The sequence below is a fragment of the Roseibium aquae genome, assembly GCF_008711285.1.
GTDB classification, from domain to species: domain Bacteria; phylum Pseudomonadota; class Alphaproteobacteria; order Rhizobiales; family Stappiaceae; genus Roseibium; species Roseibium aquae.
Genome location: NZ_VXDC01000006.1, coordinates 269,923 through 284,359 on the forward strand (window position 1 = coordinate 269,923; position 14,437 = coordinate 284,359).

General features: G+C 62.4%; 8 protein-coding genes. 5 read left to right on the forward strand and 3 right to left on the reverse strand.

From position 1 onward, the window contains the following. Positions 1 to 168: 168 nt before the first annotated feature. The 3 genes from F0184_RS11745 to F0184_RS11755 form a co-directional block, all read right to left on the reverse strand. Positions 169 to 1,461: a capsule biosynthesis protein gene (locus F0184_RS11745; protein WP_150496362.1), complete on the reverse strand. Its 1,293-nt coding sequence runs from the start codon at positions 1,459 to 1,461 to the stop codon at positions 169 to 171. After that, complete coding sequence (locus F0184_RS11750; protein ID WP_208998440.1) at positions 1,454 to 2,806, reverse strand: capsule biosynthesis protein; 1,353 nt, start codon at positions 2,804 to 2,806, stop codon at positions 1,454 to 1,456. The genes F0184_RS11745 and F0184_RS11750 overlap by 8 nt, the downstream gene beginning before the upstream one ends. 208 nt (positions 2,807 to 3,014) lie before the next feature. Next, positions 3,015 to 4,145: a polysaccharide biosynthesis/export family protein gene (locus F0184_RS11755; RefSeq protein WP_150496364.1), complete on the reverse strand. Its 1,131-nt coding sequence runs from the start codon at positions 4,143 to 4,145 to the stop codon at positions 3,015 to 3,017. 537 nt (positions 4,146 to 4,682) lie between these two features. Here F0184_RS11755 and folD point away from each other — a divergent pair. From folD to F0184_RS11780, 5 genes are all read left to right on the forward strand, one after another. Beyond that, complete coding sequence (folD, locus tag F0184_RS11760; protein WP_150496365.1) at positions 4,683 to 5,594, forward strand: bifunctional methylenetetrahydrofolate dehydrogenase/methenyltetrahydrofolate cyclohydrolase FolD; 912 nt, start codon at positions 4,683 to 4,685, stop codon at positions 5,592 to 5,594. Positions 5,595 to 5,908: 314 nt separating this feature from the next. Next, a complete protein-coding gene (locus F0184_RS11765) occupies positions 5,909 to 7,804 on the forward strand; it encodes an autotransporter assembly complex protein TamA (RefSeq protein ID WP_150496366.1) in 1,896 nt (631 codons plus the stop codon). A 21-nt stretch (positions 7,805 to 7,825) separates the two neighbouring features. Next, positions 7,826 to 12,187 (forward strand): translocation/assembly module TamB domain-containing protein, encoded by a 4,362-nt coding sequence (locus F0184_RS11770; RefSeq protein ID WP_150496367.1) that lies wholly within the window; start codon positions 7,826 to 7,828, stop codon positions 12,185 to 12,187. A gap of 172 nt (positions 12,188 to 12,359) precedes the next feature. Then, positions 12,360 to 12,755: a helix-turn-helix domain-containing protein gene (locus F0184_RS11775; RefSeq protein ID WP_244299133.1), complete on the forward strand. Its 396-nt coding sequence runs from the start codon at positions 12,360 to 12,362 to the stop codon at positions 12,753 to 12,755. A 191-nt stretch (positions 12,756 to 12,946) separates the two neighbouring features. Further along, positions 12,947 to 14,404: an NAD-dependent succinate-semialdehyde dehydrogenase gene (locus F0184_RS11780; protein WP_150496368.1), complete on the forward strand. Its 1,458-nt coding sequence runs from the start codon at positions 12,947 to 12,949 to the stop codon at positions 14,402 to 14,404. Positions 14,405 to 14,437: the final 33 nt, after the last annotated feature.

The following is a 14,437-nucleotide window of genomic DNA, read 5'->3' on the forward strand; positions in this document are numbered from 1 at the left end:
TCCCGACGCTTGGGACCCGGACCATCCTTGTTCTTGTTCCCTATGACCGGGTCTGGTGGACGTCAAGGAATGGTTCTTCCGGTCCGCAAGCTCAGAACAGTCCTGAAGCAATTCCCGCGGTTTTGAAATGTTTGGGCATCGGGTATTTCCGGCATAGTGCCCAATACGCTAAAGAGGCACCCCGATCCGCCGGGCGGGCTCAAGCCGCGGCGGGTCGGGGAGATATCCGCCCGGTTCGTTCAATGTCCGTGCGAGAATGCGTTCAACCATGTTCCGGGCGGCCACCGGCACGCCATCCTTGTTGTGGATGGAACCGCGCACCTGGATCGTGGCGGCAATGGCATTCAGGTAGGCCGCGCAAAGATCCATATCAGGCGGCTGGGGGGCATTCCAGAAGCCTGAAAGACCGCCTTGATGCGTCATGCCCTCGATATCGTAGTGCGCGGGAACAAGCGTCTTGACCGGTATGCCGTGGATCAGTGCGTCCAGCCCTGCGGTCGAATTCACCGTGACCACGCCATGGACATGCTGGAAAAGGGAATCCAGATGGCCACCATCGAGAAAATGCACGCGCTCCTTCACCCGGGCCTGATCCGCCGCGCTTGAAATCACACCGCCCCAACCCTCGACGCCGATATCGAGGGGATGGCTCTTCAAGATAAGATGACTTTGCGGTGGGGCATGGGCGGCGAAGTCCCGCACCACTTCGCCGATCACCTGCGAGAAACTCTGATAAGGGGAGTGGCGGCGAAGCTGAAAGTCGCCCTCCAGCTGAAGCGGAAGCAGAAAGATCGACGCGGCCTTGCCAACGACATCCCGAAGGATGGCGTCCGCCTGCCGGTCACGTTTGGCCTTGTTCAAGAGCCGCCAGCCACCGCGCAGATACTCGGGTACCGGATGATAGATCGTATGCCGCTGATAATGCGGATAGAGGACCTGACCGGCGACATTCGCAAGATTGTAGATGACATCAGGAACGGTCTGAAGCCAGAAGGACGAAGGAAACGCCGGCGACCGGTCAACGGGGCCGCAATCCTCCGAAATCCGGCGGATTGCCGAAGGATCGCGGGGGAAATGACTCACTGTCGAAAGGCCATTGCGTTCCAGTGTCATCCAGCCGGGACGGATCATCCCCAGTTCCGTGACGGCGACGTAAACCCCTCTGTCCCGGCCCTCGCCGATCGCAGCCCGGTGGTAGATCCGCTGATCGCCATGAAGCACCAGATCCGTGATCCGATGGTCGTCCATGAACGCCCCAACGAAGGCTCCGAAGTCCTGCGGGCGCCCCTTGAAGGAGGTGCACTCGGGTCCATGCCAATGGAGCCAATCCCCGGCGCAGATGTTGATCCGGAATGCTTCATGACCCATGGCCCTCACGAGGAGCCCCATCTGCCTGTAAAGGGGGGACAGGGGACCTTGCAGGAACAAGACCCTTCGGGTTTCTGGCCCCGTGTCAGCCATTCCAGGCCTTTGTCCACAACTCGCGCTTGCCACGGCGGGCTTGCTGCTCCTCAAACGTCACCGTGATGCCATGCGAGCGGGCGCGGGCCAGACGCGGCGCAGACCGGGGCGCCGTGAACGGGCCATTGACCGTGCCATCGGCGATACGCCGCGCCATGGCCTCGGCTCCGGCAAGGCGGCCTTCCGGGGTGTAAAAGCATCCTTTGACCTGGATCGTCGCGGCCAGAAGCCGTTCGAGATCCTCCACCAGATCCAAGTCCGGTGGCGTGGCCGCCCGCCAGAACTCATCGAGCGGCTTCTGGCAGGTCAGCCCCGGAATATCATACAATGCGATGCCCAGCACCTTGGTTGGACAGGCAACCCGCAAGGCATGGATGCCGGTTGTGCTGTTGATCGTCAATGCACCCGATGCGTGGCGCAGCAGACGGTCGAGGTTTCCGCCATCGATCACATATATGCGTTTCTTCACCCCGTGCTTCTGTCCCAGAAGCCGCAGGATCTTGCGCCAGGGCTCCATGCCATTGTCGAGCGGGTGAACCTTGAACACCAAGCGGGCCGAAGCCGGAGCGGAGCGGGCAAACGAGGCGATCACCTCTTCGGCGGCATCGGCAATATGCTCATATTGGGAATTGTAGCGAAGCTGATAGTCGCTCTGCAGTTGGAGCGGAAACACGTAATAGGGCAGACCAACCGAGATCACATCGTCGATCAGGTGCTCCGCGGTCCGGTTGCGGCTGCGCGACATGGCCAGGCGCGGGATATTGCTGAGATAATCGATCAGCGGATGATACAGCTTGTCCCGCTGGTACTTCGGATAGGCCAAAGCAAAAACCACGTTGGCCATGTTGAACGTGACTTCGTGAAACGCTTCGATCCCCCAGTCGAAAGGATAAAGGGGACGGCGATCGGGAGCCGGGAGGGCGGATGCTTCCTTGCGGATGATGTCCGGATCCTGCGGGAACAGCGAATGCGCCGACATGCCATTCCGCTCCACCGTGATCCAGTCCGGGCGCAAATACCCGAACTCGTAAGTTGTGCAGCGCAGCCCCAGATCCAGACCAACATCGAGCGCCGCCGAATGGTAGGGCAGTCGATCGGCGTAATACACGATATCGGTGACGCCCTTGTCGCGGCAGAACGCGGTCAGCCATTTCGGCCAGTCATCGAGACTGCCGCGGTAGGAGGTGGCGCGGTTGTCGTGCCAACTCAGCCAGTCTCCGGCGCAAAAGTTGATCCGCAGCGTCCGGTGGCCCAACCGCTCAAGCTGATCAGCGACACACCTGGCAAAGATATGCGGCGGCCCCTGAAGGAACAGAACCGTTTTCGCCTCAGGTGCCCGTGCCATCAACATCACCCAATCCATCTGGCGGCTAGAGCCACCGCCAGAGTTCACCTTTCACGATATCCGTGTCCAGCCCCCTGAGCATCTCCTGGCAAGACTGTATCGCGTCGCGATCAATCACACCCGGAAAGATGCACCAACACTTGAGAACCGCGAGCACTTTTTCCGGGTCAGATTGGAGCGCACCGCGTCAACCTGACCGGAAATTGCTTTAGTCGAACAGGTTGCTGGCCGCCGTCGTATTGCTGATCACCGGAGCGATGATCTGCAGGAACTTTCCGAGTTCTGCGGTCGGATGGTTCGCCACATAAAGGATGTCCTTATCGCGCAGTTCAAAGAACCGGGAAATAAAGAAACCTTTCGGATCCCGCAGGCTGAGCCGATACACAACGGGAACGGCGGAATGTCCTGCCAACCGGTCGGCCAGATCCGGCCGGAGACTGCGGATTAATGCGGTGTCTTCAAACCGGAACAAGAAGATCCCGGCAGCATCAGCCCTGTTATCGTTCAAACCACCAACGGTCGCCAACGCCTCGGCAAGGGTGACTGTTTGCGTCTTGAACGGCACCAGGGAATTCGCCTTGACCGCACCGAACGCCGAGAACGTGCGAGGCCGGTGCGACAGCAGGATATTGTCGTTCGGCGCAATCAGGACGTTGTTCTCCGGATATTCGATCAGGTGCTCCAGCCGGGTCGTTCCAGAGCGCGCGCCGCGCTTCAGTGTGACCACGGTCTCGTAGGTCGCATCGCGCGAGCCCCCGGCAATCGCGACCAGATCGAGCAGGCGGGTCTGACGGATCGGAAGAGGGTAAACCCCCGGCTTCATGACATCGCCCACCACCACAGCGGTTGCGCTGTTCTTGTCCCGAAGGCTGACGAGAACTTGCGGCTCCACCGCCTTCCCAACAAGCTTTTGCTGGATGGATTGGCGAAGACCCTCGATGCTTAATCCTGCGGCTCTGATGCGCCCCGCATACGGGATGAAGATGTATCCAGCCTCGTCAATCACCACCGGTATGGCGCTGACGCCTTCCTCCGTGCTGGAGAACAGGCCGTCTCGGGAGGCCTCCCAAATCGAGACGGTCAGGGTGTCGCCGACACCCAGAACCGTGGTGCTGCCACCGCCGCCGACCGACCTGAATTGGTTGGCGAATGCGATTGGACGGTAATGCTGGATGACCTCGATGTTCTCCGGGGACAGATCCACCATCGTGTAGCCGCCCGACAACGAGCCGTTTTCCACTTCATCAGAGGAAATGTTGATCGCACCGGGCCCGTCTCCTGGAAGCGCCGCACATCCGCTGAGTGCGGCTGCAAACAAGAGTATCGTCCAAAACTTCATACTGCCATCCGATCGCTTCGACGCGCGAGTGTTAGCATGGTCTCCCGGCAACTGTCCAAGAAACCCAAACCTGTTACCCGACGACCCCCGGTCCATGTTGCGCGAGGGCAACACCAAAGACCCGCAAAGCCTGAAGAAGTCCTTAAACCAGCTTCATGTAAAGTCAAAATGATCAATGAAACATTGATGTTAACATTTCAAGCGGAGCGCGGCCTCACGCCGGGAACCGGAATGCGGCCAGTGTGCCCAAAGTGCCTGCGCGAGGAACGGCAGGCGCTCTGAAGTCAAACGTCGCCCTGTTGCCGTGCGGGCGATTCTGCAGCCGGCAAACTGCGCGCGGCAGGAATCCCGTGCCCGGATGGAAGACTGGCGCAGAGATGACGCCTGTTGAGTGTGGCGGGCGGAAAACCCGGCCCGGAGGCGGTGGGCGGCGAATGTGGAAAAAAGAAAGACGCTTTCGGCCTTTTCCCGGCATCCAAGCTCTGGCAATAGACGGTCATCCAGCCCCTTCTTCCCACCCACCAGATAGGACATTCCATGACACAGGCTGAGGTGATCGACGGCAAGGCTGTTGCCACGTCCGTGCGCGACGAGATCCAGAAACGAACCGGCGCGCTTTTCGACAGCACCGGCGCCAAACCGGGGCTGGCAGTGGTGCTTGTCGGCGAGGATCCGGCCAGCCAGGTCTATGTCCGCAACAAGGAAAAGACAGCAAGTGAATGCGGGTTTCATTCCGTCAAACACGATCTGCCCGCCGACACGCCGGAGGCCGATGTCCTGACCCTTGTCCAGCAGTTGAACGAGGATCCCGCCATTCACGGCATTCTGGTCCAGCTTCCCCTTCCAAGCCATATCGATGAAAGCAAGGTCCTCCGCCTCATCAAACCGGAAAAGGATGTCGACGGATTTCATCCGATCAATGTGGGCCTTCTGACGACAGGTGAACGCGATAGAGCCATGGTTCCCTGCACTCCGGCCGGCTGCCTCGTGCTCATCAAGCGCGCCCTGAAAGGCGCGCTTTCGGGCAAGACCGCCGTCGTGATTGGCCGGTCGAATATCGTTGGCAAACCCATGGCAAGCCTGTTGTTGCAGGAAAGCTGCACCGTCACCATCGCGCACAGCAGGACCCGGGATCTGCCAAGCGTGGTGCGCGGCGCAGATATCGTCATTGCGGCGGTCGGACGCCCCGAAATGGTGCGCGGTGACTGGATCAAGCCGGGAGCGACCGTCATAGATGTCGGGATCAACCGGATCCCCGCTCCCGAGCGCGGCGAAGGCAAGACACGGCTGGTCGGCGATGTCGCCTATGAAGAGGCCGCTAAGGTTGCGGGGGCGATCACGCCCGTGCCGGGGGGCGTTGGGCCCATGACCATCGCCATGTTGATGGCCAATACGTTGACGGCGGCCCGCCGCCAACTCCATCTTTCCGAGGAAGAGCCTATTTTCTGAGAGATTTGGCTTCCGGTTCCACCTTGTGCCCCAGTGCCACATGACCTTGTGCAGTCGAACGCCCTGTGGTCTACGGTACAGAGACTCTTTTAACCAATCTCGAATAGGGCTTGGGGATTGGGATGGAGGTGGTTCGGGGGGAGCGCGCATCGGCGCGTTGCCCGGTAATGAACGCCCCTAGTTGCAGGCGGAAGGTAGTGACGAGTCAACCGTCCAACCCAGCCGGATCCGGCCGGCTACCAGACGCGTTTTCACGCTGGCAGCGCGACGGTCGGCAGCGAACAGGATATTTGCGCGCGCGCCATGCGTGCAAAATGGTTCTGGCTGCAAGTCTGCTTACAGGTGTCGTGACGCTCGCACCGGTGCCGGCGAAGGCCTTTGAGTTCTTCGGATGGACATTTTTTGAAAGTTCCGAACCACAGGAACAGGCGGTGCCCGACCCGTTGGCCTACACCCCTGTTATCACAGTCTTGAACGGCAACGCGGAGCTGAAACCGCGGCTTGAGGCGGCCTCTGCCCTGTTCACTCAGCGCGAAACCCTGCCCTCTGGCGAAGCCGGGCTGATCTCGCGGGCTCTGGGGGATCGCGACCGGCTTGTCGCGCGGCTTTATGAAGACGGCTATTATGGCGGGACGCTGACCATCGATCTGGCGGGCACCAGCCTCGAACAGACCCTGGCAACCGGCGACATACCCGGCGGCCAGCCCGTTCCCGTCGCAATCACGGTCGATCCCGGACCGCTTTTTTCCTTTGGCAAGGTTCAGATCCGGTTTCAAGGCGGCGACGGACAGGACCTTGACCCGGGACTGTCGACCGATCCGGCCTTTTGGGGCCTGAAGCCTGGCGATGCGGCAAGATCGACGCTGATCCTCTCCGCCGAATCCCGCTTGACGGCCCTGCTCCGCGAACGCGGCTATCCCAAAGCCCGGATCAAGGAACGGGTCATCGTCGCCGACCACGCCAATGATGAACTCGACGTGACCTTGACAGCGGCGTCCGGCCCGCAGGCCCGCTTCGGCGGTGTCAGCGTGAGCGGCTCGGAAGTCACCGATGCGGATTTCATCGTCCAGCAGGCCATGATCCCGCAAGGGGAAGTCTATAGTCCGCAAGTGCTGGAAACCGCGCGCAAGCGGCTTAATGATCTCGGCATCTTTTCCTCCATCCGGATCGTGGAAGGCGAGGTGGCCGGGCCTGACAGCCAGATGCCCCTCACCATCGAGGTCACAGAACGCAAACGGCATGTGATTGGCGCAGGGGCCTCCTGGTCAAGTTCGGAAGGGTTCGGCCTGGAAGCCTATTGGCGCCGGCGCAATCTGTTCGGCCGTGGCGAGCTTTTGTCGGTCGAGGGCTCGGTTGGGCGGATTGGCAACGAAAACCTGATGGATATGGAATATTCGGCCCGCGTCGCCTTCGATAAACCGGGCGCGTTCGGGCCGCTGACCCGCTTCACCACCAGCCTTGGCGCGCGCCAGGAGAGCCCGGACGCCTATACCAGCCGCAGCCTTACGTACGACGCCTACTATGTGCGTGAATTCAACAAGCACCTGTCGGGACGTGCAGGCGGCAAGGTCTACTATGCGAACGAGACCGATGCATTCGGCGACGAGGACTACCTGCTCGTCGGTTTGCCCGCGGACCTCACCTACGATACGCGCGACGACAAGCTGGATCCCAGCCGGGGCATTTTCGCGGTCCTCAGCGCCGAACCGGCCTACGACACGCTGAATCAAAACGCGATGGTGTTCATCAAGGGCACGGCGTCGTCCTATCTCGCACTTGACGAAGCCAGGCGTTTCATTCTCGCCGGACGGATTTCAGCCGGCAGTATTGTCGGTCCGGAGGTCGATGAGATTCCGGCCAGCCAGCGGTTTATCGCGGGCGGCGGCGGGTCCATACGGGGCTATGCCTACCGCAATGTGGGACCAAGGCTGAATGGTGAGGTCACCGGCGGCCGCTCTCTCGTGGAACTGTCCGGCGAAGTGCGCATCAAGGCCACCGACACCATCGGCATCGTGGGGTTTGTCGACGCGGGCAATGCGTTCACCGATGAGATCCCGGATTTCTCGCAACCCCTGAAAATCGGCGTTGGTGCAGGGTTGCGGTACTATACGCCGATCGGACCGCTGCGAATTGATGCGGCCATTCCCCTTGATCCGGAGAAGGACGACCCCGACTTTGCCTTATATGTGGGATTAAGTCAGGCGTTCTGATGAGACGTCCTTGAGAGGGCCATGACCTACGTGACGCGCTTCCTCCGCAGCCTTGTCTGGCTCGTGCTCTTCGTGCTGGCCATACCTGTGGTCGTGCTTCTGGTCTTGCAGGTTCCGGCAGGACAGGCGTTGCTGTCCGGCGTCCTATCCTCGCTCGCCTCCTCCGACAAACGGACAGTTTCGGTGGAGGGATTGTCCATCGGCTTGGGCTTGTCGCAGATCCGGGTGGCGGCCGTTGAACTGGCCGATGAAAACGGCGTCTGGTTCGATGCGCGTTCGCTCGCCGTGGATTGGCGGCCGCTTGAGCTTTTGACCGGCACAGCCAGTATCTCCGAGATCCGGGCCGGTGAGATCCTGCTGGCCCGTTTGCCAAATCCCGCCCCGGACGATGGGCAGGACCCACCCCCCCCTTCCGCAGACGGCTCCCCGCTTCCCGGTATCGGCCTGACGGTCGATCGGGTCGACCTGAAGGACGTATCACTGGGGGCGCCGGTCATCGGCACCGATGTCTCGATTGCCGTTTCCGGGGCCGCCCGGCTCATTCCCGATCCTCTTGTGCTGTCGGCCAGTCTCGATGTGCAGCGGATCGATGGCATCCAGGGGGCAATTTCCGCCGATCTGGAGTTCGCTCCCGAAGCAGAACAACTGTCCTTCGATCTGGACGTGGACGAGCCCCGCGATGGGCTGATCGCCAATCTGCTACAGGTGGAGGGCCTTCCCGGCCTGACCGCCAAGCTCACCGGAAGCGGCCCGCTGACGGATTGGGCCGCCTCTCTGTCTCTCGCGCTGGACAGGCAGCCGACGGTGAGCGGCACCGCCCGCTTGACCAGCGATGCCCAGCAGCGGCAGTTGACCTTCGACCTTGACGGCCAGATCGAGCCGCTCATGCCGCCGGAAGCGGCCGCCTTCTTTCTGGGAACCACCGACATCGCCGGAACGGCCCGGTTCTCGGCAGACTTCAAACCGCTGGCTGCCGACCTCAAGCTGTCAACCGGCACGCTCAATCTGACGGCCAACGCGGTGACCGATCAAGATTTCAGCCGGTTCGACGGCTCCATGGATCTGGACGTTTCGGCTGGCGGCGGGGCGCTGATCGCTGTCGACATGGGCGACCGCCGCGTGGCCTTCGGCCCCGCTAGAATCGAGACCAGGCTCGCCGGGCGGCGGGATGCGGCCGATTGGTCGTTGTCGCTCACCGCGGGACGGGTGCAGACGGCGGAAGGGCATTTCGAGGCGGCAAACCTGACCATCAGCGGTAAGGGCGCCAATTTGACACCCGAAACCCTGGCCAGTGACTTTTCCGTGAAACTTGATGTCTCCGGGGTCTCCGCCGCCATGCCCGAACTGGCCGCGTTGAACGGCGGCATCGGATTGGAAGCAACCGGGCGGCTGGCCCGCCGGCCCCTCCTCGCGGAATTGACCCACGCGCAAGTCACCACATCCGCAGCCACCCTCATTCTGGATGGCGCCAGCGCTACACCGACCGAGGCCAACGCGCAGGGCAAGCTCCAGGTGGCAAATCTGAAAAGCTTCGAGGATCTGGCCGGTCTTCCGCTCACGGGGGCGCTGGCGACCACGTTCAATGTGGCCGGCAATCCGCGGGATCTGACGTTGACAGCGGATCTTTCGACCGCGGCCCGCGGGCTATCCTCCGGGATTGCCGCCGTGGATGGCCTTCTTGGCCCTGAACCGCGTCTTTCTTTCAGGGTTACCGGCAACCAATTATCGTCGCTAGACCTTGAAAACCTGTCGCTGACCAGTGCCGGCTTGATCCTGAATGGGAGCGGTGAATACGAAAACGCAAGTCTGGATTCACAGTTCGACGCCCAGCTTCCGGATCTGTCGCGCATCGATCCCCAATTGTCCGGCAAGCTGGCGTTCGATCTGTCCCTCAACGGCCCGTTCGACGGCCTGAGCGTCGATTTGGAAGGAAACTCAGCGGAGATCCTCCTTGCGGGAACGGCACTCAAGGATCTCCGGATCGATCTGGACGCTCGGGCCCAGGCGGTGGCGCCGCAGGGCTCCCTCAGTGTGACCGCGCGGCTTGGCGACTTACCTTTGTCGATCGAGGCCGATGTGGAAAGCGCGGACGGCACCACGCGCATCGAGCCGCTTGAGGCCCTGCTTGGCAGCAACCGTGCGACCGGCGGCTTTACGATCGGGGACACCGGCCGGGTTCTGGAAACGCTGACAGGCTCAATCGAGATAAACGCGCCTCAGCTTGGCGAACTCTCCCCGTTGCTTCTGACAGACATTGGCGGCGCGCTTTCCGGCTCGATCAAGGCTGTCGGGGACGATAGCGGCTCCAGGCTCACGGCCGATCTCTCGGGCACCAAGATCCGCGGTCCCGGATTCGATCTTGCCAGCACCAGGTTGACCTTTGCCCTGCCCGCGCCGTTCGATCCCGCCGCCCTGCAAGCCGACGTCAGCGTGGACGACCTGTTGGCGGGCGGGCAGCCGATCCACAAGATCACGCTGTCCGCGCGCCCGGGGCCACAAGCAACCGCACTGAACGCCGAGATCCGGTTGTCCGCAGGCGGGTCGTCCGATGGCCTGTCGCTTGCCGGTGACCTGTCCACCATCGAGGGCGGATACCGCCTCGCCCTGTCACAGCTCAACGGTCGGTATCAGCGGCTGACGACCCGCCTTGCCGAGCCTGCGACGGTCGACATCCAGGACCAGGCCGTTGCCATCCCGCAACTCGCCCTGGCTCTCGGCGACGGACGTCTGACCGTGTCCGGACAGGCGGGTGAAACGCTGGACATGAAGGCCGATTTGAGCCGGGTGCCGCTGTCATTGGTCAATGCCGTGCAGCCCGGCCTCGGGCTCGGGGGAACGCTCAGCGGGCAGATCACCGCCACCGGGTCCGCCGATAATCCTGCCGCCGCGTGGTCGATCACAGGTGCCGGCCTGACCGCGGCTCCCTTGCGGGACAATGGTATCCCGGCCCTGGAGCTGACAACGAAAGGGTCCATGCGCTCCAGCCGCATTGAGTTGACCACCGGGGTGAGCGGGCCGTCAGGCCTTGGCGTCACCGCGACCGGCGCGCTGGGTCTGGCAGACCGGCAAGCCATCGACATCAGCCTGGAAGGCGCCGTGCCTCTGGCTCTTGCCCGCAGGCAGTTGACCGAAGCGGGTTTGCGCGCCACCGGCACCATGAGCATCAAGGGCCGGGTCGGCGGTACACTTGCCGCGCCGCTCTACTCCATCGACGCGCTTCCGCAGGATGTGTCCGTCACCGGACTTTCCACCGGCTTCACCGTCAGGAATGTCACCGGCAGTGTTTCCGCCAACCAGGACACGATTGCCATCAAGGACATCCGGGCCGACATCGCCACGGGCGGAACGCTGTCGGCTTCGGGCACGGTCGGGCTCGGGGATGAAATGCCGGCAGATATCTCCGCGCGCATCGATCAGGGCCGGTACATCCAGGCAGGTTTGGTGAACGCGCTGGTCGACGCCGGTCTGAGCGTATCGGGTCCGCTGGCAAGCCCCTCCCGATCCGCCCTGATCTCCGGAACCGTGACCATCAACAAGGCCGATATATCCGTGCCGGAAACCCTTGCCGGAGCGGTTTCCCCGGTGGCCGTGCGCCATATCAACGCGCCGCCAGCCGTGCGAAAGCAGGTGGCAGAACTCGGGGGAGACAAGGCAGACCGGCCAGCGTCCGGTTCCCAAGCCCAGCCGCCCCGGCTCGATGTCACCCTTTCCGCACCGGGCAGGATTTTCGTTCGCGGGCGCGGGCTTGATGCGGAACTCCAGGGCAATCTTCGGATTGTCGGAACCACGGCGGAGCCGCAGGCGATCGGATCGTTCAACCTGCGCCGCGGTCAGTTCAACATCCTGACCCGCAGGCTTCAGTTTTCCTCCGGCAGCGCCACCTTCAATGGCTCGCTGACCCCGGATCTGGCGTTCACGGCCACGACATCCGTGCGCGGCACGCAGATCACGGTGACCGTCTCGGGACCCGCCGATGACCCGGCCATCGCCTTCACATCCGCGCCCGAACTGCCGCAGGACGAAGTTCTGGCCCTTCTTTTGTTCGGCAAGGAGATGGGCAATCTCTCGCCGGCGCAAATCGCCCAGCTCGCCGGCTCTATAGCGACACTGACGGGCGGGAGCGACAACGGTCCGCTCGCCGCGGTTCGCCGGTCTCTGGGACTGGATGTCGTGGACGTGAACACCGATGGCGAAGGCGGCCCGTCGCTTGCGGTCGGAAAGTACATCAACGACAACATCTATCTCGGCGTGGAACAGGGTGCGGGCAGCGAGTCGAGCCGGGTCCAGGTCGATATCGAACTGGACCGCGGCTTGAAATTGCGCGGGGAGGTTGGCGCCGACGGATCCTCCAAGGCCGGCATTTTTTTCGAACGCGAATACTGACGTGCCGGGCATGCCGGGCAAAATTGCGGATCCCCCCTTCCAAACCCGACGCCCGCGTTTGCCCTGCCCGACATGGGGACGCGTGACTGTTGCAGGTTCCCGGCAGCCATGCGAGGTTGAAGAACCTTGGCCGGTGTGCACGGCTGGCCGCCCCGACACGAAAAGGAACGTCATGGCATTGAGACATCTCCAGGAAGCCGCCGACGCCGACATGTCTGGAACCAACAGCGACTACACGCTGGGTGAGCGCATCTGCAAGGCCCGGGACGCCATCGGGCTTTCAACCGCGCAACTGGCCCGCCGCCTCGGCATCAAGACCTCGACCCTCCAGGGCTGGGAAAGCGACCGCTCGGAACCGCGCTCGAACAAGCTCGTTCTGCTTGCCGGTGTCCTGAACGTATCGCCGACATGGCTTCTGGTCGGACGCGGAGCGGCGCCGATGCAGGACGACGCGGCACCGGCGGATCTGGATAGCATGCGGCTTGCGCTTGATCGCGTGCATCGTCATGCCGTGTCGTTGGCCGAGGAAATCGAACAGCTCAAGGCCCGTCTGGAAGACCGCGACTGACCTTGTCCGGGGGCGAGGCCAGCACCAGCCTCCACCTCCCAGTCAGTGCCCCGGCGCAACGGCCGGTCTTTCAATTCCGGCATCGCCATCTTGTCTTGACCCCGATCCTTTTTTAATCAAGTCCGTGACCGCCCAGCGTTTCACTTATCGACCGCGCTATCGGTCCCTTCCCCCTGTTCCCGGAGACGACCATGTCATTCGATCCCGCCCTTCTGAAGCAATTTGTGTACATCAACGGAGCCTGGACCGGTGCCGACAGCGGTCAGGTGATCGAGGTGACCAATCCTGCCACCGACGCGGTGATCGGCACGGTGCCAAATTGCGGGCGCGCCGAAACCGCGCGCGCCATCGAAGCCGCCCATATCGCCATGGCCGATTGGAAGAAGCTGACCGCCGAGGCACGCGGTGACCTGATGCACAAGCTTTGCGATGCCATCCTGGCGGAGCTGGATGATCTCGCCGCGCTTTTGACGAGCGAAATGGGCAAGCCGCTGGCCGAAGCGAAGGGTGAAATCGTTCTCGGTGTGAAATACATCCGGTTCTTTGCCGAGGAGGCCAAGCGGGTCTACGGCGACATCATTCCCTCGCCATGGGCAGACCGCCGGATTCTGGTGACCAAGGAACCGGTAGGCGTCGTCGGGGCCATCACTCCCTGGAACTTTCCGAATTCCATGATCGCCCGCAAACTGGGCGCCGCGCTCGCCGCGGGCTGCACCATCGTGATCAAACCGTCCGAGTTCACGCCCTACTCGGCGCTCGCCTTCGCGATCATGGCGGAAAAGGCCGGCTTGCCGGCAGGTGTCATCAATATCCTGACCGGCGACGCGCCGCAGATTGGCGCGGAAATGTGCGAAAACCCGGCCTTGCGGAAGATCACGTTCACCGGCTCCACCCGGGTTGGCAAACTGCTGGCCGAGCAGGCTGGCAAGCACATGAAGAAGGTGTCCATGGAACTGGGCGGCAACGCGCCCTTCATCGTCTTCGACGATGCCGATCTGGACAAGGCCGTCGCGGGCGCCATCGGCTCCAAGTTCCGCAACAGCGGGCAGACCTGCGTGTGCGCAAACCGGATCTATGTTCAGGCCGGCGTCTACGACGCATTCGCTGAAAAGTTCAAGGCGGCCATCGAGGAGCAGCTTAAGCCCGGCAACGGGCTCGACGCCGGGGTCACACAAGGGCCTTTGATCAATGCCGCAGCCCTAGCCAAGGTCGAGGCCCATGTCGAGGACGCAAAGGGCAAGGGCGCGCGCATTCTGACCGGAGGAACCCGCGTCGGCAATGCCGGCACGTTCTATGCCCCCACGCTTGCCATCAATGCGACACCGGACATGCGGGTCGCCCAGGAAGAAACCTTCGGCCCCTTTGCAGCCCTGTTCCGCTTCGAGACGGAAGACGAGGCGGTCGCCCGTGCCAACGATACCGAATACGGGCTCGCCTGCTATTTCTACACGCGGGATCTGGGACGGACCTTCCGGGTGATGGAACGGCTGGAATACGGGCTGGTCGGGATCAACGAAGGGGTGATCACCACGGAAGTCGCACCTTTCGGCGGGGTGAAGGACAGCGGCCTTGGAAACGAGGGCTCCAAATACGGTCTCGACGATTACCTGAACATCAAATACGCCTGTGTCGGTGGTTTGGGCGTTTGATCCGTGTGATGCTCTAGAGCATCGGGCGTTGTG

Coding starts and splice junctions, on each gene's coding strand:
- F0184_RS11765 (WP_150496366.1), top strand. CDS start 5,909: ATGGTTCTGGCTGCAAGTCTGCTTACAGGTGTCGTGACGCTCGCACCG.
- F0184_RS11775 (WP_244299133.1), top strand. CDS start 12,360: ATGGCATTGAGACATCTCCAGGAAGCCGCCGACGCCGACATGTCTGGA.
- F0184_RS11750 (WP_208998440.1), bottom strand. CDS start 2,806: ATGGCACGGGCACCTGAGGCGAAAACGGTTCTGTTCCTTCAGGGGCCG.
- F0184_RS11780 (WP_150496368.1), top strand. CDS start 12,947: ATGTCATTCGATCCCGCCCTTCTGAAGCAATTTGTGTACATCAACGGA.
- folD (WP_150496365.1), top strand. CDS start 4,683: ATGACACAGGCTGAGGTGATCGACGGCAAGGCTGTTGCCACGTCCGTG.
- F0184_RS11770 (WP_150496367.1), top strand. CDS start 7,826: ATGACCTACGTGACGCGCTTCCTCCGCAGCCTTGTCTGGCTCGTGCTC.
- F0184_RS11755 (WP_150496364.1), bottom strand. CDS start 4,145: ATGAAGTTTTGGACGATACTCTTGTTTGCAGCCGCACTCAGCGGATGT.
- F0184_RS11745 (WP_150496362.1), bottom strand. CDS start 1,461: ATGGCTGACACGGGGCCAGAAACCCGAAGGGTCTTGTTCCTGCAAGGT.